Origin of the sequence: Kitasatospora sp. NPDC098663 (assembly GCF_044760075.1) — a bacterium.
Lineage (GTDB): Bacteria > Actinomycetota > Actinomycetes > Streptomycetales > Streptomycetaceae > Kitasatospora.
Genome location: NZ_JBIWAP010000034.1, coordinates 1 through 25,273, shown reverse-complemented (window position 1 = coordinate 25,273; position 25,273 = coordinate 1). Strand labels below are relative to the sequence as shown.

Genomic DNA, 25,273 nt, shown 5'->3' with positions numbered 1-25,273 from the left:
CGGCCCGGCTTCCGGGTTTCGGGGCGGTCCGTGGAACGGACTACCGCAGGCCCAGCTCCTTGCGGATGACCGCGTACCACTCCTCCGTCATGCGCCGCGCGGTGGCCTCGTCGAAGACGTTCGCGTCGTACTTGAGGAAGACCTTGAACCCCTCGCCGTCCCGGTAGGACTCGGCGGACAGGACGTACTCCCCGGCGTAGGGCAGGTCGTCGAACAGCCGCAGGTCCAACTCGCCGGGCGCGGCCGGGGCCGCGTTGGTCAGCAGGTCGGCGCCGTCGAAGTTCTGGAACAGGAAGTTGGTCAGGACCAGCGGTTCGTCGTCCGCGCCCACGGCCCGGGCGATCTCCAGCAGCGGGTAGCCGCCGTGCTCGATGCCGCCGACCACCTTGCGCTGCAGGGACTTCAGCAGCTCGGGGAAGCCGCCGACGCCTGTGCATCGGATCGGCAGGCAGTTCGCGAACTGGCCGACGACGTCCTGGAACCGCTCCTCGTAGCGGGCGGCCGCCGTCATGCCGAGGACCAGGTCGTCCTGCCCGGTCAGCCGGTGCAGGAACCGCACGTACGTCGCGAACAGCACGGTGGCGACGCTGACCCGGTGCTCGCGCGCCGCGTCGGCCAGGGCGGCGGCCAGCGGCGGCGGCAGCTTGACCGTCGCCACGTCCACCCGGGGCATCCGCTTGGGGTCGTACGGCCGGTCGTAGGGCAGCGCGAGCGCCGGTCGATGACCTGCCAGCTCCCGCAGCCAGTAGTCCCGGTGCTGCCGTGCCCGCGGGCCGGCGAGCAGCGCCTCCTCCCAGGCGACGAAGTCGCCGTAGCCGGCGCGGCTCAGGCTCCCCCGGCCCTGGTAGGCCTCCTTGAGCGTGCGGATCAGGACCGCCGTGGACGTGCCGTCCAACAGGATGTGGTGCGCGGTGATCAGCAGCAGGCGCCGCCGCCCGGCGAGGGAGACCAGGTGCGCGCGGACCAGCGGGCCCGTCGCCAGGTCGAACGGGAGGTTCACCAGGTCCCGCAGCCCCGCCAGTTGGGCGGCGCGCTTGGTGGCCGTGAGGTCGACCCGTTCGAAGGACGGCGCCCGGCCCGGGTCGATGTCCATGAACGGCATGCCGTCCCGCTCGCCGAAGACGGCGCTCAGCACCGGGTGGATGCCGCTCTGGGCGCGGATCGCCCGCTCCAGGGCGGCTTCGTCCAGCTCACCGTGGATCTCGAAGAGCAGCGGGAGGTTGTAGGCGGTCGACTCCGGCGAGCGCTGCTGGTCGCGGTACATGGTCAGCTGGCCGCACGAGAGGTTCCACCGCTCGCCCGCCGGACCGGCCTGGGCATCCGCCGTGGCCGTCGCGGCGGCCCCTGCGCCGGCGAAGTGGGCGCACAGGCCGTCGACGGTCTCGACGTCGAAGAGCAGGGTGGCCGGGACGTCGTCACCGAACTCCTCGCGCAGGGCGTTGGTGAGCTGGAGGACCAGGATCGAGTCCAGGCCGTAGTGGGTGAGCGGGGCCGCGGTGTCGATCCGCTCGGCCGGGATGCCGAGCACGGCCGCGGCCTTGTCGAGGATGAGCGCGGACAGGTCGGAGCGCGACGCCGGTGCGGCGGAGGGAGCCGGGGCGGGGCTCACGGCCGCCGGGGCGGGCGCGGGCTCCGGCCTGGGCGTCGGCACCGCAGCAGGCACCGCGGTCGGCACCACGGCAGGCGCCGCGACGGCAGGCGCCGCGACGGCAGGCGCCACGACGGGTGTCGCGGCAGCCGCCGCCGGCGCCGGCCGGGTGACGCCCTTCGGCTTGGTCCCGACCGCCTGCCGGGCCACCCCGTCGCTCTCCGCCGCGATGACCTGCTGCCCCAGCGGCAGCGCCTGCGGCAGCGGAAACACCACCGTCCCGAAGCCCTCCCCCGCCAGCACGTCCCGCCAGTTCTCCGGCGAGAGCGCCGGCGAGCCCGGGATCCGCAGCGAGCGGTCGTCGAACAGCCACCAGCCTTCCAGCAGCCCGAAGGTGACGTGGCTGAACAGGTCGAAGGCCGACAGCTCGTTCAGCAGCAGCCACCCGCCGGCCCGCATCGCGGCCTTGGCGTTGCGCAGGGTGTTGCGGGTGTCCTTGGTCGCGTGCAGCACGTTGGCGGCGATCACCAGGTCGAACCCGCCCTCGCCGACGTCCTGCCCGGCCAGCGGCCGTTCGATGTTGAGCAGTCGGCAGTCCAGGTAGGGCACGCCCGGCCCGTAGGTGGCGCGGGCGTGGTTGAGGAAGGCCTTGGAGAGGTCCGTGTAGACGTACGTCTCGATGCTCTCCTGGTACGGCTTGAGCGCGGCGAACATCCCGGCGCTGGTGCCGCCGGTGCCGGCGCCGATCTCCAGGATCCGCAGCCGCGCGCCCGGTTCGCGGCGCAGCCGCTCCGAGACGACGGCGACGGCGGCGCCGGCCATGGCGCGGTTGAACACGTCCGCGACGTGGTTGTCGCGGTAGCAGCCCTCCACCAGCTCCACCGAACCGCGCGGGAACATGACGTCGGTGGGCCTGGTCCGGCCGGTCACGATGTCCGGCAGCGCCCGGAGCATCGCGGAGGCGAGCCGCAGTTCGGCCTTGCGGTCGGCGTCGGCCGACCAGGACTCGCACTGCCGGTCCCACTGCGCGAGCACGGCCTCCGCGAGCACGCCCGCCGTGGACGAGCCCTCCGTCGGCCCGGCCGACACGGTGGCCCGCCGGGCGTGCTCCAGCCAGTCGGCGTACACCGGCAGGATCGCGGCGTGGTCGACGGTCGCCAGCTGGGCCGCCAGGACCTTCGCCAGCCACGGGTCACGCTCGGTCCGGCGCCACCGCACGACCTCGTCCATCAGGCCGTCCACGCTCTCCGGCGCGAGCAGCAGCTCGCCGCGCACCCGGGAGGGCGTCCGGCCGTGCACGGTGACCTGGGTGGCGCGGTCGAAGTTCGCCAGGGTGTTGTGCTGGTTGGTCTTCACGAAGGCCAGCTGCCGCTGGTCCCCGCCGAGCAGGGCGTCCAGGGCGGCGAGCCCCTCGCGCGGCTCGATCGACACCAGGCCGACCCGGCTCAGCCGCTCCCGGTAGAACTCGGACGTGACGCTCCCGAGGTTGCCCCACCACCCCCAGTTCATGACCCTGACGGGGGTGTCCCAGTGCTGTCCGAGCGCGTGGGCGTAGGCGTCGCTGAAGGTGCAGCCGGCCGCGTAGTTGCCCTGGCCGGCCGCCGTCGTGAAGGACTGCATCGACGACAGCAGCACGGCGAAGTCCAGGTGCTCGCCGTCGAAGACCTCGGCCATCGCCGTCGTGACGTCGACCTTGGCCGCCAGCCCCGCGCGCAGGGTGGCCTCGTCCATCCGGGCGAAGGTGCTGTCCCGCAGGACGAGCGCGGCCTGCACGACCCCGTCGATCCGCGGGTGGCGCTCCTTCACCTCCCCGACGGCCCGGCGCAGCGCGGCCGGGTCCCCGGCGTCGGCACTGAGGTAGCGGACGGTGCCGCGCCCCTGGACGGAGCGGAGCCGTTCCTCGATGGCCGCGTCGGGTGCGCTGCGGCCGATCCAGGTGACGTGCGCGCCGTACTGCCGCACCACGTGCTGGGTCCAGGCGGTGCCCAGGCCGCCGGCGCCGCCGATCACCACGTAGACGCCGCCCTCGCGGTAGACCGGTCGCGCGGGCGTCTCGCACGGCGCCCAGTGCCGGGCCAGCCACTGGCCGGCCCGTCGGACCCAGGCGTCCTCGGGCGAGCGGGCGGGCAGGGCGGTGAGGTCGGCGGGCCAGTCGGGGCCGTCGAGGTCGACGCGCCGGACGGTCCACTGCTCGTACTCGCGCCCCAGGGAGCCGAACAGGCCGTGCAGCCCGGCGTGCGCCGGCTGGACGGGGTCGTCGGCGTGGGTGGCGAGCGCGCGGGTGGTGACCAGCGTGATCCCCAGCGGCCGGGCGTCGTACCCGGCTCCGATCAGCGCCTTGATCAGGCGGAACGCGGCGACGACGCCGTCGTTCTGGGCGGCCGTGTACCCGGCGGCGTCGACGGGGTCGAGCTTGGGCTCGGGCGCCGTCCAGACCAGGTGGTCGACCGGTCCGAGGTCGCGCAGCGCGGCGGTCACCTCCTCGACGGCGGCGGACGGCGGCAGCGGCCAGGTCAGGGCGCCGTCGAGCGGTGCCGGTCCGCCGACGACCAGGACCCGGTCGGTGCGGGCGGGCACGGGCGCGTCGGTCGCGGTGGTCGGGTCCCAGACGGGCGCGTACAGCGCGGGCTCGCTCGGGACGGTGCGGCGCGAGGTGTAGCCGGTCAGCCGCACGCAGACCGCGCCGTCGGTGTCGACCAGGTCGATGTCGAGCTTGTCGAGCGGCCCGGCCGCGCCGCCGCGCACCACGGCCCACATCGCCGGCCGGCACGGGGCGAACAGGTCGAGCCGGTCCAGGGCGAACGGCACGGCGGTGTCCCGCATGCCGGTGAGGTGCGGCGCGACGGCCGCCTGGATCGCCGAGTCCAGCATCGCGGCCGCCAGGGGTCCGGGCTCCGCCGAGTCGGGCAGGACCAGTTCGGCGAGGACGAGGCCGGAGCCGACGTGCGCCTGCCGGATCGCCCGCAGGCTCGGGCCGTGGTCGATGCCCATCGCCACCAGGGCCTCGTGGATCCGCTCGCCGGACACGGTCTCCCGGCAGTCCGCGCGCAGCGCGGCGAGGTCGACCGGTGCCGGGCGCGGGGCGTCGGACGGCGCGATGGCGCCCTCGCAGCACACGGTGGAGCCGGTGCCGATCTCGAACCGGTGCCCGCCCTGCTCGCTCGCGCGCACCTCGATCCGGACGTCGACCGGGGTGTCCGAGACCTCCAGCGGCTGCACCCACGTGACGTTGCGCATCCGCACCCGGGGGGCGCCCAGCGCCTTGCGGGCGAGTTCGAGGTAGGCGACCGCGGGCAGGAGGTGACGGCCCTGCACCACGTGGTCGCGCAGCAGGCCGTCCGTGCGGGTCAGCGTGACGTTGTCGCCGTTTCCGGTGCCGGTGCCGGTGCCGGTGCCGCTGTCGTTGTCGCTGTCGCCGGTCGGGGCCCAGTGGCGGTCGCGGGCGAACGGGTAGGTCGGCAGCGGGATCCGTCGGCCCTCGGCCGGCGCCCGGTCGTCGTCGGGCAGCCGGGCCGGGACGGTGCCGTCCAGCACCTGGATCAGCTCATCGCGGTCGCGGACCACGCAGGCGAAGCGGTGGGCGAAGCGCTCCCGGCCGACGGCCAGGGTGTAGGCGAGGTCGCCGAGGTCGATCAACGCGTGGGCGCGAACGTGGAGCGCCAACCGACGCCGCTGTTCGAGGAGTTGTTCCTCCGTCCGTGCCGAGAGGACCACCTCGTGGTCCGTCCGCGGCGCGGCGGCGGTGCGTGCAGCGGTGCTCGCGGCCGCCGGGGCCTCCTCGATCACCAGGTGCGCGTTGGTGCCGCTGGCACCGAAGGAGCTCACCACCCCGCAGCGCGGCACCCCGGCGGGGCTCTCCCAGTCGTGGGTGCGGGTGCTCAGGTAGAACGGGCTTCCCGCCAGCGGGATCGCCTCGTTGGCGGTCTCGAAGTGCAGCGAGGCGGGGATCTTCCGGTGCTTGATCGCCAGCAGCACCTTCAGCACGCCCGCGATGCCCGCCGCGAACTGGGTGTGGCCGATGTTGGTCTTCAGCGAGCCGACCGCGCAGTACTCCGCCCGGTCGGTGCGGGCGCGGAACGCCCGGTTCAGCGCCTGGAACTCGATCGGGTCGCCGAGCTTGGTGCCGGTGCCGTGCGCCTCGACGAGTCCGATCCGGTCCACGTCGACGCCGAACCGCTCGTACACCTCGCCGAGCAGGCTCTCCTGGGACACCGAACTCGGCGCGGTGATCCCGTTGGTGGCGCCGTCCTGGTTGACTCCGCTGGCCTTGATCACGCCGTGGATGTGGTCGCCGTCGGCCAGCGCGTCCGCGAGCCGCTTGAGCACCACGACCCCGACGCCCTCGCCGGGCACGAAGCCGTCGGCGCGGTGGTCGAAGGTGTGGCAGCGGCCGGTCGGCGACAGCATCCCGGCGCGGCCCGCGAGCCGGTACAGCCGCGGCGTGGACTGGAGGAACACCCCGCCCGCCAGCGCCATCGAGGTCTCGCCGGACCACAGGTCCTTGCACGCCAGGTCGATCGCCACCAGCGAGCTGGAGCACGACGTGTCGACGGCGATCGCCTGGCCCTTGAGGTCGAGGAAGTACGACACCCGGCTCGGGATGACCGAGGTCATGTTGCCCCACAGGGTCTGCGCCGGCGCCTCCGGATCCAGCAGCCCCTGGTAGTCGCCGGCCCACGCCCCGACGTAGACGCCGCAGCGCGCCCGGCCCATCCGGCCCGCGTAGCCGGCGTCCTCCAGCGCCTTCCAGGACTCTTCGAGCAGCAGCCGCTGCTGCGGGTCCATCACCGCGGCCTCGGTGCCGGAGATGTTGAAGAACATCGCGTCGAACTCGTCGATGCGGTCGAGGAAGCCGCCCCGGGTGCAGGCGCTCAGGCCGTCGAGGTCGAACCGGGTCGCCTCGGTGACCAGGTCGTCGCCGTCGGCCAGGTGCGTCCAGAGTTCGTCCAGCGAGTCGGCGCCGGCGAACCGGCCGCTCATGCCGACCACCGCGATCGGTCCGCGCTCCACGTTCCCGGTGCCGCTGTGCGGCTGCCCGGTCGCCAGGGGTCGTACGGGCTGGACGACCGGCGGCGGGGTGTTCTCCCGTGCGTCCGCCGGCTCCGTCGCGCCCTCCGTGTGGACGATGACGCCCCGGTACTCGGCGAGCAGGTGCTCGGCCAGCCGGTCGGCCGTGCTGAAGTCGAAGACCACGCTGGTCGGCAGGTCCAGCGTCAGTGCGCCGTTGAGCTGGTCCACCACGCGGATCGCCAGGATCGAGTCCAGGCCGTAGTCGGCGAACGCCAGCCCGCCCTCGACCTCCTCGACCTCCATGGCCAGCGCGCGGGCGATCTTCTCCCGCACCACGGCGGGCACGATCTCGTCCAATTCCCTGTGCACGACCGGGGGTTGGATGATCGGCGCGGCGACTGGCACGGACTCAACCACGGGCGCGGGCACGGGCTCGGGTACGGCGGCGAGCGCGGGCGCCGGCGTCTGCCGGGTCAGGTCGCCGATCCAGAACCGCTCCTTGGCGAACGGGTACGTCGGCAGCGACACCACCCGGCGCGGCGCGCCCTGGTGCAGGCGCTCCCAGTCCACCTCGGCGCCGGCCGCCCACAGCGCCGCCAGCTTGGCCAGCTTGCCGGCCGCGATCCACTGCCGGACCAGCAGTTCCTGGAGGTCGTCGTCACCGGTGATCTCGGCGAGCAGTCCGCCGGATTCCCCGGCGGTGCCCCGGTGCCCCCGGCCGGCCCGCAGGGCGGCCCTCAGCTCCGCCGTCGACGAGACGGCGACCGCGTAGCGCTCGGCCATCGCCTCCCGCCCGACCTGGAGCGTGAAGGCCAGGTCGGCGAGGGCGGTGTCCGGGTTGCGGTCGAGGAACCCGGCCAGCCGGTCGACGGACGCGGTGAGCTGGTCGGGAGTCCTCGCGGAGAGGACGACGACGTGTGCGGATTGTTCGACGTGTCGGGCTTGTTCGGCGCCGTTGATCGCGCCGTCGGTGGGCTGCACGGAATACTCCTCGACGATCACGTGCGCGTTCGAGCCGCCGGCACCGAAGGAGGACACCGCCGCGATGCGCGGGCCGTCGCAGTGCCACGGGCTCAGTTCGCGCTGGACCCGGAACGGGGTCCGTTCGAAGCTGATGTTCGGGTTGAGCTGTTCGGCGTGCAGGCTCGGTACGAGCTGCCGGTGCTTGAGCTGGAGCAGGACCTTCGTCAGGCCGGCCACCCCGGCCGCGGCCTCCAGGTGGCCGATGCCGGACTTCACCGAGCCGATCGCGCAGAACTGCCGCTCCGCGGTGTCCTGTTCGAAGGCCTTGGTCAGGCCCGTGATCTCGATCGGGTCGCCCAGTTCGGTGCCGGTGCCGTGCGCCTCGACGTAGCCGACCTGCCGGGCGGAGACCCCGGCCTGATCCAGCGCCCGCCGGACGACGTCGGCCTGGGCGACCGGGCTCGGCACGGTGTAGCCGGTGGAACGGCCGCCGTGGTTGACGCTGGAGCCCCGGATCACCGCGAGCACGCGGTCCCCGTCGGCCACCGCGCGGGACAGCGGCTTGAGCAGCACGCACCCGACGCCCTCGCCGGGCACGAACCCGTGGCCGCCGGTGCCGAAGCTGCGGCAGTGCTGGTCGGGCGAGAGCATCCCGGAGCGGCACAGCTCGACGTAGTCCAGCGGGTGCGCGTAGAGGTTCACGCCACCGGCGATCGCCACCTCGCAGGCGCCGCGCCGGAGTTGTTCGCACGCCTCGTGGATCGCGGTCAGCGACGCCGAGCACATGGTGTCGATCGTCAGGCTCGGCCCGCGCAGGTCGAGCAGGTAGGAGGCGCGGGCGCTCAGCGAGGCGAACGACAGGCCGGGCACCACGAGTTCGCCCGAGGGCAGCCGGCCCACCTCGTGCCGGGCGTGGCCGACCTTGGTGACGCCCGCGAACACCCCGACCCCGTGGGCGTGGCGCTCGGCGAGGCGCGCCCTCGTGTACCCGGCGTCCTCCAGCACCTCCCACGCCGCCTGCACGAACAGCCGCTCCTGCGGGTCCATGGCGTAGGCGTCGCGCGGGGCGATGCCGAAGAACCGGGGATCGAACGCGGCGAAGTCGTCCAGGAAGCCGCCCCACTTGCTGTAGCTGCGGCCGGTGGCGACGGCCGTGTTGCGGTCCGGCTCGAAGAAGCCGTCCAGCGGCCAGCGGTCCACCTCGCGGACGCAGTCGCGGCCCGCCGTGAGGTTCTCCCAGAACTCCTCCAGGTCGGCGGCGCCCGGGTAGCGGCCGCTCAGCCCGATCACCGCGATCGGGTCGTCGGGGCCGGGCGCCGGCTGGTCGGGGGCGGCGGTCGGCCGAGTGCTGGTGGCCCGCTGTCCGGCGGCCGCCGCCGGCTGGTCGCCCGCCACCGAACGGTCGGCCGTGACCGCCCGCCGGTGCACCGGTTCCTGCCGGAGGCCGGCGAGTTGACCGGCCGCGGCCCGCAGGGTCGGGTGCTCGTAGAAGATCGTCGAGGAGACCTCGGGGTAGGTCCGCACCAGCTCCCGGTTGAGCTGGATGACCATCACCGAGTCCAGGCCGATGTCGACCAGCGGGCGGTCGGGGTCGACCGCGCCCGGGGCGAGCCCGCTGACCTCGGCGAACAGGGCGAGGAGGTGGCCGAGGACGTTCGGGTCGGCGCCACGGACGGGAGCCGTCGGCACGGGACTCGCGGGCGCGGGAGTCGCCGGCGCGGCGGCCGGGGTGGGCGTTCCGGTCGGCACCCGCGCCGGGTCGCCGTGGTGCACCCACACCTGGTCCGCCCCCGTGTTCCAGGCGTCGACCAGCGCCGTGAGCCCGGCTTCCGTGGGCATCGGCGCCAGCCCTCGGTCCTCCCACAGGTAGGCCCGGGTCCGCTCGCCGACCTGCATGCCGCCGTCCTCCCACAGCGGCCAGGCGATGGACAGGGTGCGCCCGCGGCGCAGCCCCTCGGCGACCCGGGCGTTGCGCACGGCGGCGAACTCGTCGAGGAAGGCGTTGGCGGTCGCGTAGTCGGACTGCCCCGGGTTGCCGGTGATCGCGGCGCCCGAGGAGAAGGTCAGCACGAACTCCAGCGGGCAGTGCCCGGTGGCCCGGTCGAGGTGCACGAGAGCGTCCACCTTGGTCGCGAGGACCTCGTCCCACTGCTCGGCGGTCTTGTCCGCGAGCAGCGAGTCCCGCACCACGCCGGCGGCGTGCACGATGCCGGTGACGGCGCCCGCCTCGGCGACCAGGTGCCGCACCTCCTCCCAGCGGGAGACGTCGGCGCGCACGTACCGCGCGTCGGCGCCGGCCTGCCGCAACTCTGCGAGCAGGCGGTCGATCCGGCCGTCCTGCGGCGAGCGGCCGGCCAGCACGACGGTCGGCCGCCGGACGTCGGCGGCGATGCGCCGGGCCGTCGAGGCGCCGATCCCGCCGGCCCCGCCGGTGATCAGGTAGACGCCGCCGTCCCGCCAGGGCTTGCCGGAGGCCGTACCCGCACCCGTACCCGGGAGTTGGGCCGGGGCCCAGCCGCGCGTGTGCCGGACACCGTCGCGGTGGAGCACCAGGTCGTCGGCGCCGCGGGCGTTCTCCGCGAGGACGGCGGCCAGGTCGGTGCCTTGGGCGCCCTGGACGCCGTCGATGCCGATGACCTGACCGACGATCCGCGGGTTCTCCTTGGTGACGGTCCGCAGCAGGCCCGCGAGAGCGAGGTCCGCCGTGACGACCTGGACGAGCGTGGTGCCGTCCCGGGCGTCGAGGCCGCGGACGGTCTCCAGCAGTTGCCACGACAGGTCGCGGAACCGGCTCTCCGGCCGCTGCTTGGCCGTGTCGAGGCGGATCGCCTCGGGCACGTCCCCGTCGACTCCGCACAGCACGACGACGTGCCGGTCGTACCGGGCGGTCGCGGCGGCGGGCGTCGGCGTCCAGCGGGAGGTCAGCAGGGTCGTGCCGCTCTCCTGCCGGGTGCCGGGGGCCCAGAAGCGGTCCCGGGCGAACGGGTATCCGGGCAGGTGCGCACGCCGGGGCGTGCCGTCGCCGAGCAGTGAACGCCAGTCGACGGCGCCCCCGCCGACCCACCGCCCGATCGGCTCCGGCTCGGCTCCGCGCTCGCCGGTGGCGACGAACGCCCTGAGCGCGTCGACGAGTTCGGCGCGGGACGAGACGACCCAGCCGGCCCGTTCGGCCATCTCCTCGCGGCCGACCTGGAGACTCCACGCGACGGACCGCAGCGACACCTGCTCCGACTCCGGGGACTCCAGGTAGGCGAGCAGGCCCCGGGCCCGGTCGGTCAGTTGCCGGGCGGTGCGGGCCGACAGCGGCACCGCGACCGGCCCGTCGCCGCCCTCCCCGTCCCGGTCGCCGCGCACGTACTCCTCGACGACCACATGGGCGTTGACGCCGCCGAACCCGAAGCTGCTCACCCCGGCACGCCGCGGCGCGGGGCCGCCGGCACCGCTGCGGGGGCGCGGCCAGGCCTCGTTGTCCCGCACGATGTGGAACGGGCCACCGGCCAGTTCGATGTACGGGTTGACCTCCTGGAGGTGCTGAGTCGCGGGCAGCACGCCGTGCTTGAGCGCGAGCAGCACCTTCAGCAGCCCGGCGATGCCCGCGGCCGACTCCAGGTGGCCGATGTTGGTCTTGACCGAGCCGAGGCCGCACGCCCCGTCGTCGCTGCGGCCCAGCCGGCGGAACGCGGTGCGCAGCGCGCGGACCTCCACCGGATCGCCGAGGGCCGTGCCGGTGCCGTGGGTCTCGATGTAGCCGATGGTGTCCGGGTCGAGGTCGCCGACGGCGGCCGTCACCAGTTCGGCCTGGGCGTCGGCGTTCGGTGCGGTCAGCGAGTTGGCCCGGCCGCCGTGGTTGTACGCGCTGCCCCGGATCACCCCGAGGATCGCGTCACCGTCGCGCTCCGCCGCCGCCAGCGACTTGAGCACCACCACCCCGACGCCCTCGCCCCGGACGTAGCCGTTCGCGCCCGCGTCGAAGGTCTTGCAGAGCCCGTCCGGGCTGAGCATGCCCGCGCGGTGCGCGCTGACGAAGGTGTCCGTGCTGAGCAGCACGTTGACCCCGCCCGCGACGGCCAGGTCGCAGGTGCCGGAGCGGATCGCCTCGATCGCGCGGTGCACCGCCACCAGCGAGCTGGAGCAGGCCGTGTCGATCGGTTCGCTCGGGCCGCGCACGTCGAGCAGGTACGAGATGCGGTTGGCCAGGATCGAGTGCGTGGTGCCGGTCGAGGTGAAGGCGTCCGGTCGCACGCCGAGCGTGGCGAGCAGCGTCGCGTAGTCGTTGCCGGTGACGCCGATGAACACGCCCGTGTTGGTCGGCAGGTCGGCGGGCCGGTACGCGCTGTCCTCCAGCGCCTGCCAGACCGTCTCCAGGACGAGGCGGTGCTGCGGGTCCATCAGTTCGGCCTCGCGCGGCAGGATGCGGAAGAAGCCGGCGTCGAAGGCGTCGACGTCGTCCAGGGCTCCGATCCGTTGGGGGAAGTCCTGGGCCTCGATGACCTTGCGCTGCTCGTCGTCGTAGCGGTGCAGCGGGAACGCGGCGACGGAGTCCTTGCCCGCCAGCAGGTTCGCCCAGTACTCGTCCAGGTCGCGGGCGCCCGGGAAGCGCCCGGCCGCGCCGATGACGGCGACCGGCCCGCGCGGGTCGGGCCCGGTGCGAACCGGCTCCGGCTGGGGCTGGGGCTGGGGCTCCGGCTGCGGCTGGGACTGGGGTTCGGCCTTGATCTTGATCTTGACCTCGGCCTCGGCCTCGGCCTTCGCCGTGGCACCGTGCTCGTCGACCAGGTGGGCGCCCAGCGCCTCCAGGGTGCTGACGTCGAAGAACACCGCCGGGCTGACCACGACCCCGAACCGCTCGTGGATCTCCTTCGCGAAGGTCACCAGCGAGATGGAGTCGAAGCCGAACGCGTCCAGTCCGGTGCCGGGGTCGAGCTCCTCCGGCTCGAACTTGAGGATCTCGGCGGCGATGGCGCGCAGGACGTCCACGACACCCGATACCGCCGATACCACCGGTAGATCCTGCTCAGCCGGTATGACCGGCTCCCGCTCCCGCACCGGGCGGGCCTGCGGCGCCGGACGATCGCCCGGCGCCACCCCTGCGGTACCGCGCCGCACCCCGGCCAGCTCCCCGACGACCTCGCCCGCGCCGCCGAGCAGCAGGATCCGGTCGTCGCCGAGGACCACGTGCGTGACCGGCACACCGGCCCGCACCCGGATCTCCCCGATCCGGTTGAGCGCGACCAGGGTCCAGTCCGGCGCCCCGGCACGCTTGGCCTCCCACTGCACGCCCTGGGCGATCGCCGCGAGCACGAACGGCTCGACGGTGACGTTGCGCCGGACGTGGTCCTGCTGGAACGCGGGACTGCCGATGCTCAGCACCGTCCAGCCGTCCGGCGCGCGGAACACGCCCTCGACCGCGCACGAGGCCGGCTTGTAGTCCAGCCCGCCCTCGGCCAGTTCGGCCAGGAACTGCTCCCGGGTGAGGACCTCCCGCAGTCCGGTCGGCTCGACCCGGCCGGACGGCGCCGTGGCCGTCCCCCGCACGGTGAACTCGACCGCCGCCGTCCCGTCCCCGGTCCGGACGGTGCCGTGGCCGTCGGCGAACTCCGTGACGAGCCGCGTGGTCGTGGACCAGTCGATCGGCCGCAGGACGCGCAGGTCGTGGACCGACGCCTCGGCGGCGAACCCGCTGACCTTCGCGGCGGCCAACGCGAGGTCCACCACGAAGGTGGGCACGATGGTCGGAGCCTTGGCCAGCCGGTAGCCGTAGTCGAGCAGGTCGGTGAGGTGGACGTCCAGGGCGTAGCGCAGGCCCCGGACGTCGGATTCGTTGCGCCCCAGGAAGGGGTGCAGCCGCTCGCGCAGTGCCAGCGGGGCCAGGACGGACGGCGCGCCGTCGGTCTGCTCGATCCAGCAGCGCACCTTCTCGAACGGGTAGGCGGGCAGCGACACCCGCCGTGCCGTGGGCAGTCGGTCCCAGTCGACGGTCCTGCCGCCGGCCCAGGTCGTGGCGAGTTCGTGCGCGGGCAGCTCCCGCCGCCCGGCCAGGTAGCCGTCGACGGCCGCCAGCGCGGACTGCTTGTCCCCCGCCACGAACGCCCAGCGGTGCGGCAGTTCGTTCTTTCCGACCCGCAGGGTGTACGCGATGTCGGGGAGGTCGGCCTCCCGCGCCCCGGCGAGGTGGTCGCGGAAGACGGCCAGGTAGCGCCCGAGCGCGGCCTCGTTCATCGCCGAGAACACGAACAGCTGCTCGCCGAAGGGCTCCTGGCGCACCGGCCGTTCGGGGTACTCCTCAAGGATGATGTGCGAGTTCATACCGCCGGCGCCGATCGAGGTGATGCCGGCCCGCCGGGGGTGGGTGATCCGGCGGCCGTCCACCTCGGTGACCATCGGCCGCCAGTCGGCGAGCGTCTGCTGCACCTGGAAGGGCGTGTCGGCGAAGTCGATGTCGGGGTTGAGCTCCGTGCTGTGCAGGGACGGCGCCAGCTTGCCGTGCCGAAGTTGGAGCAGCACCTTGGCCAGGCCGATCATGCCGGCCGCCGCGAGCAGGTGCCCCATGTTCGCCTTGACGGACCCGAGGGCGCAGAACTGGCGGTCCGCGGTGTACTTGCGGAACGCCGACGTCAGGGCGCGGACCTCGATCGGGTCGCCCAGCGCGGTGCCCGACCCGTGCCCCTCGACGTAGCCGATCGTCCTCGGGTCGACACCGGCGTCCTCGATCGCCTTCTGGATCGCGTGCGCCTGCATGCCCGGGTTCGGCACGGTGAAGCCGTTGCGCGTCCCGGCGTTGGACAGGGCGGTGCCCTTGATCACGGCGTACACGTGGTCGCCGTCGCGCTCGGCGTCGACCAGCGGCTTCAGGACGACCGCGCCGACGCCTTCGCCGAGGATGGTGCCGTCCACGCCGTGGCCGAAGCTGCGGATCACGTCGGAGGTGCCGGTGGTGAAGTGCTCCTCCGAGGAGGTGATCAGGTTGTACGGGTGCAGCATCAGGTTGACGCCGCCCGCGACGACCATCCGGCACTCGCCGGCCCGCAGCATCTGCACGGCCTGGTGCACGCACGTCGACGAGGCGGAGCACATGGTGTCCAGGAAGATCGACGGCCCGGTCAGGCCGTAGAAGTAGGACAGCATGTTGGGCAGCGTCCCGGTGTAACTTCCGCTCTGCGGCGCGCCCCTGGTCAGGCTGTTCTGGAAGCCGTACAGGTTGTAGTGGTTGCTCATGGTCCCCACGAGCACGCCGACGTCGCCCTGGTAGCGGCGCTGGATGGTCTGCCGCGAGTAGCCGGCGTCCTCCAGCGCCTCCACGCCCGACTGGAGGAACAGCCGCACCTCCGGGGACATCTGCTCGGCCTCGCGCTTGGAGATGCGGAAGTAGCGGGGGTCGAACTTGTCGAGGTCGCGGAGGAAGGTCCCGGTCCGGATCACGCTCTTGCCGCGGACGGAGCGGTCGCTGTCGTGGATGGCCTCGTGGCCCCAGCGCTCTGCGGGGACCTCCTCGAAGGTGTGCCGGCCGTTCTCCAGCAGCTCCCACAGCTCGTCCATCGTGTCGGCGCCGGGGTAGCGGCCGGACACTCCGATGATCGCGATGTCATGCCGGTCGTCGCGCGCGGGTTCGCGGACCTCGGTGACGGCGGAGGCGGCCGGGGCGGCCGGGGCCTCAGGCTGGACCGCAGGGGCCTCGGGCTGAACGACCGGGGCTTCCAGGGCTTCCAGGCTCTCCACCGCTTCCGGGATTTCCGGGGTTTCCGGGGTTTCGGCAGGACCGGTCTCCCCCAGCAGCGCCTCCAGCTGAGCCCGCCGGGTCTCCACGAAGTGCGCGGCCACCTCGGCGATGTTCAGGTACTCGAAGAAGATCGTCTTGGACAGCGGCCCGAACACCTTCTCCAGTTGGGCGGTCACCCCGAGGATGCTCAGCGAGTCGATGCCGTACTCGATGAGGTTGGTGGTCGACTCGATGTGCTCCGGGGCGTGCCGCAGGACCTCGGCGACGACCCCCCTGAGCAGTTCCTCGGTGCGCCGCAGCAGGTCGCCCTCGCCCGCGCCGCCTGACGGCGCGGCGGTGGCGGACGAGACGGTGGCCGGTGCCACGGGGGCCGGTGCCGCCCGGCGTCGTGCGGCCAGGGTGGCCTTGGCGCCGTAGGCGACGACGAGGTGCGCGGGGGCGTCGGCGAGCAGGGCCCGGCCGAACGCGCGCAGCCCGTCCTCGGTGGGCAGGTCCTCCCAGCCGCGCTCGCGGCGCAGGGAGTCGCGGGTGACCTCGTCCAGCGTCATGCCGCCGTCGGCCCACAGCGGCCAGCTGATCGCGACGGTCCGGCCGCTGCGCTCGCCCGCGTCGACCAGCGTCCGGCGGTGCCGGGCGAAGGCGTCCAGGAAGGCGTTGGCCGCCGAGTAGTCGGACTGCCCCGGGCTGCCGTAGACGCCGGCGACCGAGGAGAAGAGCGCGAAGAACTCCAGGTCGAGGTGGCGGGTGGCGGCGTCGAGGTTGAGCGTGCCGCGGACCTTCGGCGCCGTCACCAGGCGGACGTCGGCGAGGTCCTTGCGCAGCAGGTACTGGTCGCGCAGCACACCGGCCGCGTGCACGACGCCGTCGAGCGACCCGTGCTCGCGCACGATCGTGTCGACCGCGGCGCGCACGCCCGCGGCGTCGGCGACGTCGACCGGCAGGTAGTGCGCGTCGACCCCTTCCGCGCGCAGGGCGTCCACCGGGCCCGCCGGGGAGCGGCCGCTCAGGACGACCGTCGCCCCCGCGCGGCCCAGGTAGCGGGCGAGGTGGCGGCCGATGCCGCCCAGGCCGCCGGTGATCCAGTAGACGCCGCCGGCCCGCAGCGCGGGAACCTGCGGTCCGGCGTCCAGCCGCGTCTCGACGGGCTCCAGCACCTGCCGGGTGCCGTCGGCGGTGTAGCGGACCTCGGTGTCGGCGGAGTCGTCGGCGCACTCCTCCCGCACGATCCGCGCGAGCTGCTCGGCGGAGGCCGCGTCCAGGCCGGCGACCCGGACGACCCGGCCCGAGACGAGCGGGTTCTCCAGGGCGGCGGTGCGGAACAGGCCCGCCAGGGGTGCGTGGAAGTGGGCCGGCACCCGGGCGTCGACCAGGGCCACGAAGCGGTGTCCGGCCTTGGGAGAGGACGCGAGCACCTGCTGGACCTCGGCGAACACCTGCTCGGTCGCGGCGTCGACGCCGTCGGCCGGGCTCGCCCGGGTGATCTCCGGCAGGGTCAGGGTGTGCGCGGTGCGGGTGGCGCCGCCGTCCGCGTCCAGCGGCCGGTCGGTCCACCGGGTGGTCGCCGTGACGACGCGCGGGCCCGCGTCGGTGGTGCGCTGGGCGAGCCCCCGCAGGCTGGCGCTGATCACGCCGTCGCCGTCGCACAGGTCGATGTCGAAGGTGGTGAGCGCCCCGGAGCCCGCGCTGCGGCGCACCCAGGCCCAGGTCTCGGCCGGGCAGGGCCGGTACACCTGGAGTTCGTCGAGGGTGAAGGGCAGGGTCGGGCCGGCGGCCGCGCCCGTCAGGACCACGGAGGTCTGGAAGGCGGCGTCCAGGACGCTCGGCGGCAGCACGCAGCCGTCGGCGCCGGTGGTCCGGATGCGGGCGATCGCCTCGTCGCGGCCCAGCCGGAGCCCGCGCAGCGCGCGCATGGCCGGGCCGTACTCCAGGCCCTGGGCGCGGAAGGCGGCGTAGACCTCGTCGGTGCTGCGGGTGGTGCGGCAGGCGGCGCGCAGGGCGTCCAGGTCCAGCGGTGACGGGTCCGGCAGGGTGACCAGTTCGGCGGTGCCGGTGCTGTGGAGCGTCTCACCCTGCCGGAACTCGAACGCGATCGCGTCCGCGCGCGGCGTCAGCGCGAGGTCGACGTCGACCGGTTCGCCGACGACGATCGGCCGCAGCCACGCGAGGTCGCGCAGCCGGACGGCGCCCTCCCGGGCCGCCGCGCGCTCCACCGCGGCCCTCGCCATCTCCAGGTACGCGACCGCGGGCAGCACCCGCCGGCCGCGGACCAGGTGCGAGGCCAGGAAGGGCTCGGCCCCGGTGAACGTGGAGGTGTAGCGCTGCTGCGCCAGGTCGGAGGTGTTGCGGTGGACGAGCGGGTGCAGGAGCGCGGCGCCGGGCGCCTCGGCGGGCGGCGTGACGTACCAGTGCCGGTCCCGGGCGAACGGGTAGGTCGGCAGCCGCACGCGACGCGCCCCGGGATGCCCGGGCCAGTCGGCGCCGCCCCCGTTCGCCCAGTCCTGCGCCGCCGCGACCGGTTCGGCCCCGGCTCCGGCGGGGTTGCGCACCTCGCCGTCCGCGACGGCCTCCAGCGCGGCCGCGAGCTGTTCCCGGTCCGAGACCAGGAGCACGGTCCTGACCCGCATCGCTTCGCGGCCGACCTGGAGCGTGTGGGCGATGTCGGCCAGCGACTGGCGCGGCCGCAGCGCGGTCTCCGGCGCCAGCAGGTGGTCCCGCAGGCCGCTCGCGAGCACCCGCAGCCGCTCCAGGTTCTTCGCCGACAGCGGGACGGCGTACGGCCCTGCGGGCTCGGTGGCGCGGTCGACCGGCCCGCCGGCGGGCTCCTCCAGCAGGACGTGGGCGTTCGTCCCGCCGAACCCGAACGAGCTGACGCCCGCCCGGCGCGGCACCCCGTCGCCGCCCGGCCACGGCCGGGTGTCGCCGACGATGTAGAACGGGCTGTCGTCCAGGTCGATCAGCTGGTTCCTGGTCCGGAAGTTGACCGTCGCCGGGAGGATCCCGGCGGCCATCGCGCCGATCACCTTGACCACGCCGGCCACGCCCGCGGCCGATTCCAGGTGGCCGATGTTGGTCTTGATGGAGCCGATGCCGGTGCTGTCCGGCCGCGGTGACGTCCCGTGGGCGTCGTGCAGGCTCTGGAAGGCGCGCTTGAGGCCGACGATCTCGATCGGGTCGCCGACCGGCGTACCGGGCCCGTGGGCCTCGATGTAGCTCACCGTCTCGGGCGTCACACCGGCGCGGGTGTAGACGTCCTCGATCAGCGCGGCCTGGGCGACCGGGTTGGTGACGGTCAGCGAGTTGGTCTTGCCGCCGTGGTTGGTGCCGACGCCCTTGATCACCGCGTGCACGGGGTCGCCGTCCGCCAGCGCCCTGGCCAGCGGCTTGAGCAGCAGGACGGCGCCGCCCTCGCCCCGGACGAAGCCGTCCGCGTCCTGGTCGAAGGCGTGCGAGCGGCCGGTGGGCGAGAGCATGCTCGCCTTGCTGAACGCCACGAACAGCTTCGGCGACCAGCACAGGTTCACGCCGCCGGCCAGCGCCAGGTCGCAGTCGCCGTTGTTCAGGGCGGCGACGGCCTCGTAGAGCGAGACCAGGGAGCTGGAGCAGGCGGTGTCGTTGGCGATGCTGGGGCCGTGGAAGTCGAAGTAGTAGGACAGCCGGTTGGCGACGATCGAGTAGGCCGTGCCGGTGGGGAAGTAGGCGTCGGTCGGCACGTCGTCGCGTTCGATCAGCTCGGCGTAGTCGCCGTGGCACAGGCCCATGAAGACGCCCGTGCGGCTGCCCGCGAGCTCGCCCGCCCGGTAGCCCGCGTCCTCGATGGCCTTCCAGGCCAGTTCCAGCGCGAACCGCTGCTGCGGGTCCATCGTCTCCGCCTCGCGCGGGGAGATGTTGAAGAAGGCGGCGTCGAAGCGATCGGCGTCCTCGACGAACCCGGCCCAGACGCTGTACGTCTTCTCCTCGCCGCTGCGCGGATCGCCGAAGTAGCGTTCCTTGGACCAGCGTTCGGCGGGCACCTCGGTGATCAGCGAGCGCCCGGCCGCGAGGTGGTCGAACAGTTCGACCAGGGTGTCGGAGCCGGGGAACCGCAGGGCCAGACCGATGATCGCGATGTCGTCGGTGCTCATCGGCTCTCCCCCACTCGCTGCACGGCACGGCGGTTGTCCACGGTCGTCCGCAGGTTCAGCGCGGCGCCCGACGCTCCGGCCGGCGCCGTACCGCCGTCCCGCACGAACTGCTGGTGGAGCACGGCGGTCGTCAGCAGGTAGAGGAACGTCTGGTCCTCCTTGGTGCTGACCTCCTCCACCGGCGAGGTCATGACCTTGTCGACCAGGCGCCGGGCGAACTTCGCGTCCAGGCAGCCGATCCCGGCCAACTCGCGGTCGGACAGCAGCAGTTCCAGGTAGTCCGGGCGGCTGTCCTTGAAGGCGGCGCTGCCCGGCGCGCGGTAGGGCTGCTTGGGGCGGCTGGTGGTCCACTCCGGGAGCTCGGCGCGGAACGCCTTCTTCAGGATGGCCTTCTCGACCTGGCCGTCGTCGTAGCGCAGGTTCACCGAAGCGGCCGCGCGCACCACCGCGGGGTCGAGGAACGGGCAGCGGTTCTCCACGCTGTGCGCCAGCGCGGCCCGCTCCCCCTGGGTGGACAGCAGGAATCCGGGCAGCAGCGTCTTGTACTCCAGCCACTGCGCCTTGTGCATCGCGGGCATGTCCGGGTAGCCGGGTGTCCCGGCGACGAGGTCGAGCAGGTCGGCGAACGGGTCCATCCGGTCGGCGAGCAGCCGGGCCGCGAACCTCCCGTTCTGGTAGCGCATCTCGTGGGAGAACAGGCCCGGCAGCCGTTCCACCGAGAACTGCTGGTACAGGCCGAGCAGATGGGCCTGGTGGGCGGAGCCGAAGTGCTCCAGCTCCGGGTGCAGGCCGGCCAGCCGGGTGCGGCGCTCGCCGTCGGTCAGCTCGTTCCACCGCGCGCGCAGCAGGGTCTCGCGGAACAGCGAGTAGCCGAGGAACGCCTCGTCGGCGCCCTCGCCGCTGAGGATGGTCTTGATCCCGGCGTCGCGGACGTGCCGGGACAGCAGGAACATCGGCACGAACGAGGTGCGGAAGGTCGGAACCTCCGCGTGGTACACGGCGGCCGGGAAGTGCTCGGTGATGTCCTCGCTGGTGATCGGGACGGCGGTGTGCAGGGTGCCCAGGTGCTCGGCGACCAGGCGTTGGCTGTCGGACTCGTCGAAGGACTTGTCCTGGAATGCCACCGAGAAGGTGCGGACCTCGTACGGGGAGAGCTGGGTGGCCAGCCTCGTCACGATCGAGGAGTCCAGGCCGCCGCTGAGGTAGACGCCGACCTCGACGTCGGAGCGCAGCCGCAGGTCCACGCTGGTGCGCAGGGTCTGCCGGAGCATGTCGATCGCCTCGGCCTCGGTGCCGTCGAAGCCGGGCACGTCGAAGTCGAGGTCCTCGTAGGGGCGCAGCGAGCGGCGGCCCCCGCTGATGGTCAGCACGGAGCCCATCGGCAGCTGGCGCACGCCCCGGAAGGGCGTGCGGTCGGGCAGCGGCGTCCACGCGGCGTAGGTGGTGGCCAGCTCCCTCGGGTCGAACTCGAAGCGGAAGCCGGGGAAGGCGCGGAACGCCTTCATCTCGGACGCGAACAGGAAGTCCCCGCCCGCGTCGGCGTAGAACAGCGGGCGCTTGCCGTAGCGGTCGCGGGCCAGGACCAGGTCACCGGTCGCCGCGTCCCTGATGGCGACCGCGAAGGCGCCGTTGAACCGGGTGAAGCAGTCCGACCCCCACTGGATCCAGGCCTGGAGCACGACCTCGGTGTCGGAGTGGTCGGTGCGGAACGGGCGGCCGAGGCGCTCCAGTTCCGCGCGGAGTTCGATGTGGTTGTAGATCTCGCCGTTGAAGCAGATCCAGTAGCGCCCGGAGGGGTCGGACATGGGTTGCGAGCCACCGGCGAGGTCGACGATGGCCAGCCGCACCGTCCCCATGGCCATGCCGTCATCGAGGTAGTAGCCCGCCTCGTCCGGCCCGCGGTGGTGGATGTTCGACAGCATCGAGGTGATGACCTCGGCGGTGGCACCGGGGTGCAGCGAGGTCGAGAGGAAACCAGCCAGCCCGCACATGATCCGTCCTTCTACTTCGCGGAGATCTTCTTGGTGACGAATTCGTCGATCGCGGTGAGCGAGACGAAGACGTTCACGAGGATGTCCTCCGGGGAGATCTCGACGGAGAACTCGGACTCCAGGAACTTCATCATCCTGACGTAGCCGAACGAGTCGATGACCCCCGCCTTGAACAGGTCGGTGTCCGGGGTGATCACGTCGTCGAACTCGAAGAGGAAACGGTCTTCCAGGTACAACCGGATCGTGTCCGTCGTGGTTGCCATGTGTCAGACTCCAGCCCTGATTTTGAACACCATGTGAGTGAGGGCCAGGCCCCCGATTTCGGTGAATTCCAGCCCGGCGTCGCCGTCGAGCAGCCCGCGGACGCTGTCGGTCCAGCGCACCGGGGCGACCAACTGCTCCGTGAGCATGTGCGTCACCTGTCCCGGCTCGTACGGCCGGCCCGTGACGTTGGAGATGACGGGGGTGTCGGGGTCGGCGAACTCGAACTCCGTCAGGAACTCGGCGAACCGCACCCTGGCCGACTCCATGTACCGGGAGTGGAAGGGCGCGCTCACCTTGAGCCGTACGAAGCGGATCTCCCGGCGCTCCAGGCAGGCATGCGCCGCCTCCAGGACCGGCGGGGTGCCCGCGATGACCACCTGCGAGCCGGTGTTGAGGCCGGCGATGTCGACGCCGTCGACGCCGTCCTCCGCGAGGAGCTCCAGCAGTTGCGCGGGCGGTGTGTTCATGACGGCGGTCATGCCGCCCTCGGAGGCCGCCGCCATCAGCTCGCCGCGCTTGGCGACCAGCCGCAGCCCCGTCTCGAAGGCGAAGGACCCGGCCGCGAGCAGCGCGTTGTACTCGCCGAGGCTGTGCCCCAGGTAGACGTCCGCCTCCCGGTCCCCGCGGTGGACCCGCTCGAAGGTCCGCAGCGCGTTGACGACGAACAGCGCCGGCTGGGTGTACTCCGTGCGGCCCAGCAGGCCGTCCGGATCCTCCGTGCACAAGGAGACCAGGTCGTACCCCAGCACGTCCGAGGCGTACTGGACCAGCCCCGGGTACCGTTCGAAGACCTCTGCCCCCATTCCCTTTTCCTGACTTCCCTGACCAGCGAAGATGACTGCCAGCACGACACTCCCTCAACCCATGACTACCTGCTGACCTGCACTGACCTGCACTGATCTACGCCCGAGCCGCCCCGACCCGCCCCCGGCCCGCCCCGACCGCGACCGCGGATCCGAGTACGTCCAGGAAGGCCCTGCCGCGGCTGCTCATGGCCAGCTCGGGCATCACGGCCGCGCCCAGGGTCGCGGGCGGCAGGTCTCCGACCAGCTCGACCTCGCGGACCCTGCCGCCGTCCAACGTCGTTGCGGTCAGGCCGCGTTGATACATCAAGGCGAACCCGGCACCGGCGGCCACCAGGCCGCGCAGCGTCTCGATGCTCGTCGTCGTCACCACCCGCGGCATGCGGACGCCCGCGCGGGAGAACATCCGCTCGGCGTGGCGGAGCACGCTCGGGACGTTCAGGGCGACCAGCGGCCGGCCGGCCAACTCGTCCAGGGTGAGCGGGCCGGCCAGGCCCGACGGGTCGTCATCCGCCAGCAGGGCGTGCACCGGCAGATCGACCAGCGGGTGGAACCTGGCGTCGCCCGCCAGGAAGTCGTACGTCACCGCCAGTTCGCACCGGCCGTCCCGGAGGAACTCCAGCAACCGGTCGGCGGACGCCTCGTGGAGGTTCAGCTCCAGCGCCCCGTGCCGCTCCCGGGCCAGACGGTGGACCAGCGGCAGCAGGAACGGGGCGATCGGGAAGAAGAACCCGACGTCGAGCCGGCCGGCGGTGTCACCCGCCAGGGCGTCGCCCTGCGCCTTGAGGCTTCTGGCCTGCCCCAGCAACGCGCGCGCCTCCCGCAGCAGATGGCGACCGCTCGGCGTCAGGGAGACCCCACGGGCGTGGTGACGGAGTAACAGCTGAACACCGAGCTGACGTTCCAGCCGCATGATCGCCGACGAGACCGTCGACTGCGAGGCGCACAGCTTCTCCGCCGCCTCCGAGATGTTGCCGATCTCTGCGGAGACGACGAAGTAACGCAATTGAGTGAGACTGAATCCCAAGCGATCGGTCATAGCGCGCGGAATCCTTTTCCCGGAATCTGGCCATGCGGATTTTCGGGGTCGGCGGTGCGACCGCCGGAGAAATTCTGAATTCGGTGACGAACCACGGGCGGTCGGCCCGCGGCGGCTCCGTGAAAGGCGCGCCGGGGCGCGGTGACCGGCCTCGGCACGCAGGGTGAAGGTGGCCCGTGGCGACCGCGGCGGGCCGCCCGTGCGGAGCCGGTCACGCCGGCGCGTTCCGCTTCGGGCCGTTCGAAGTGTTCGGACAGCAGGGCGAGTTCATACCCGCCGCAGTGTCAACTCGATTTTCTCGTCGCACCACCGGGCGATACGGGCCCGGCAAGCTGCCGGTCCGATCTCCTTGACGCCGACGCGCGCAAACGGCTAGACACCAAGCCATTCCGGTCCAGTATTATCTGCCGGAGGTTCCCCAATCCCGGAAGCGTTCCAGGGAACGGGGCGGCGGGGACATGTGTGATGACCATGGTGACACTTTCCTCAGCTCCGTCGGAGACGGGAAGCTATCGGTCGGATTGTCGCAGTCCAGGTTCATGTGACATGAGCAGATCAACTATACAGAGAGCACAAAAGCGGACAAGCCTCCGATGAGCGTGCCCAGGTTGCCCAGCTGGAAGCGGGCCACGTGTCATACGGTAACTGAAAGGTTACCGGTTAACAAGTTGGAGCATGTGCACGAATGGATGAAACTCAGGCGGTATGGCAGCTGTGGGTACAGAGCCGTCCTGACCTCGACCTCTCGTCGATGGAGATCATCGGCGGCCTCCGACACGCCCACGCGATGCTGGAGTTCCTCCTGGAACCGGTGTTCGAAGCGGCGGCCGTCAGCTCCTCGGAGTTCGACGTCCTCTACCACCTCCGCCACTCGACCGAGCCGACGATCGCACGCCGCCTCGCCGCCTCGATGGGGCGGTCGCCGGCCGCGCTGAGCAAGGCGCTGGCCAAGCTGGAACGGCGCGCCCTCGTGGTCCGGACGGTCAACCCCGCGGACCGGCGCGCGGCGCTGGTCTACATCACCGACGCGGGCGCGGCCGCCGTCGACGACGTCATGCCCAAGCGCCTGGCCATCGAGCAGCAGGTCCTCGGGGCCCTCAGCGAGGAACAGAGCGCACAGGTCCGGACCGCCCTGAGATGTCTCTCCGAAGCCGTCGAGGCCCAGGCCCTGCGCGGCCGGCCCGCCGAACCGGAGACCCCCGCCACCGCCCCGGCCTGGACTCCGCCGCGTTCGCCGTCCCGCGAGTCCCCGTCCCGCCCGCCGCGGGCGCCCCGGCGACAGCTCGCCAACGCCAAGCCTCCCCGGAGCGGCTACCCCACGGAGCTGTGAGCGGCGCCGCCACCGGCGACTCGACTCGGTCGACGACACGTGGACTTCGGGCCTCACCACCCCGGCCGGTCAACCGACCCGGGGCGCCAGCGGCAGCGCTCCGGCGATCCAGCGGCCGCGGCGCATGACGGCGACCAGGTCGTAGCCCTCGGAGTCGAGCACGACCAGGTCGGCCCGCTTGCCCGTCTCCAGCGAGCCGATCGAGTCGGCGAGGCCCAGCAGGCGGGCCGGGGTGGCGGACAGCGACTCGACGGCCTGGTTCAGCGTCAGTCCGTCGACGGTGAGCGAGCGCTTGAACGCGACGTCCAGGGTGAGCGTGGAACCCGCGATGGAGCTGCCGTCCGGGAGCATCGCGACGCCGTCCTTGACCTCGACCTGGAGCGGGCCGAGCGGGTAGAGGCCGTCGCCCATGCCGGCCGCGCCCATCGCGTCGGTGATCAGGGCGAC

General features: G+C 72.9%; 7 protein-coding genes. 1 reads left to right on the top strand and 6 read right to left on the bottom strand.

Features of this window, described 5'->3' with window-relative positions:
* Nucleotides 1–40 precede the first annotated feature (40 nt).
* From ACIQVZ_RS30260 to ACIQVZ_RS30240, 5 genes are read right to left on the bottom strand one after another with little or no spacing between them, the layout of a single operon-like run.
* A complete protein-coding gene (locus ACIQVZ_RS30260; protein ID WP_402454249.1) occupies nt 41–19,399 on the bottom strand; it encodes an SDR family NAD(P)-dependent oxidoreductase in 19,359 nt (6,452 codons plus the stop codon).
* Nucleotides 19,396–21,390 carry an asparagine synthase (glutamine-hydrolyzing) gene (asnB, locus tag ACIQVZ_RS30255; RefSeq protein ID WP_350884064.1) on the bottom strand — a complete coding sequence of 665 codons (1,995 nt, stop codon included), beginning with the start codon at nt 21,388–21,390 and terminating at the stop codon, nt 19,396–19,398. The genes ACIQVZ_RS30260 and asnB overlap by 4 nt, the downstream gene beginning before the upstream one ends.
* An 11-nt stretch (nt 21,391–21,401) precedes the next feature.
* Nucleotides 21,402–21,653 carry a phosphopantetheine-binding protein gene (locus ACIQVZ_RS30250; protein WP_350884062.1) on the bottom strand — a complete coding sequence of 84 codons (252 nt, stop codon included), beginning with the start codon at nt 21,651–21,653 and terminating at the stop codon, nt 21,402–21,404.
* Nucleotides 21,654–21,656: 3 nt separating this feature from the next.
* The gene (locus tag ACIQVZ_RS30245; RefSeq protein WP_402454245.1) at nt 21,657–22,502 is read right to left on the bottom strand and encodes an ACP S-malonyltransferase; all 846 of its coding nucleotides are present in this window, start codon (nt 22,500–22,502) and stop codon (nt 21,657–21,659) included.
* A 52-nt stretch (nt 22,503–22,554) separates the two neighbouring features.
* A complete protein-coding gene (locus ACIQVZ_RS30240) occupies nt 22,555–23,496 on the bottom strand; it encodes a LysR family transcriptional regulator (RefSeq protein ID WP_402454244.1) in 942 nt (313 codons plus the stop codon).
* 685 nt (nt 23,497–24,181) lie between these two features.
* Here ACIQVZ_RS30240 and ACIQVZ_RS30235 point away from each other — a divergent pair.
* Nucleotides 24,182–24,826: a MarR family winged helix-turn-helix transcriptional regulator gene (locus ACIQVZ_RS30235; protein WP_350884056.1), complete on the top strand. Its 645-nt coding sequence runs from the start codon at nt 24,182–24,184 to the stop codon at nt 24,824–24,826.
* Between the two features lie 69 nt (nt 24,827–24,895).
* On the opposite strand, the gene ACIQVZ_RS30230 is transcribed toward ACIQVZ_RS30235, so the two are convergent.
* Nucleotides 24,896–25,273 (bottom strand): amidohydrolase family protein (locus ACIQVZ_RS30230; protein ID WP_402454242.1); only part of this gene is annotated, 378 nt, incomplete at its 5' end.

What these genes read in the sequence shown, in the direction of transcription:
- ACIQVZ_RS30260 (WP_402454249.1), bottom strand. Translation starts at nt 19,399, where the DNA reads ATGAGCACCGACGACATCGCGATCATCGGTCTGGCCCTGCGGTTCCCC.
- asnB (WP_350884064.1), bottom strand. Translation starts at nt 21,390, where the DNA reads ATGTGCGGGCTGGCTGGTTTCCTCTCGACCTCGCTGCACCCCGGTGCC.
- ACIQVZ_RS30250 (WP_350884062.1), bottom strand. Translation starts at nt 21,653, where the DNA reads ATGGCAACCACGACGGACACGATCCGGTTGTACCTGGAAGACCGTTTC.
- ACIQVZ_RS30240 (WP_402454244.1), bottom strand. Translation starts at nt 23,496, where the DNA reads ATGACCGATCGCTTGGGATTCAGTCTCACTCAATTGCGTTACTTCGTC.
- ACIQVZ_RS30235 (WP_350884056.1), top strand. Translation starts at nt 24,182, where the DNA reads ATGGATGAAACTCAGGCGGTATGGCAGCTGTGGGTACAGAGCCGTCCT.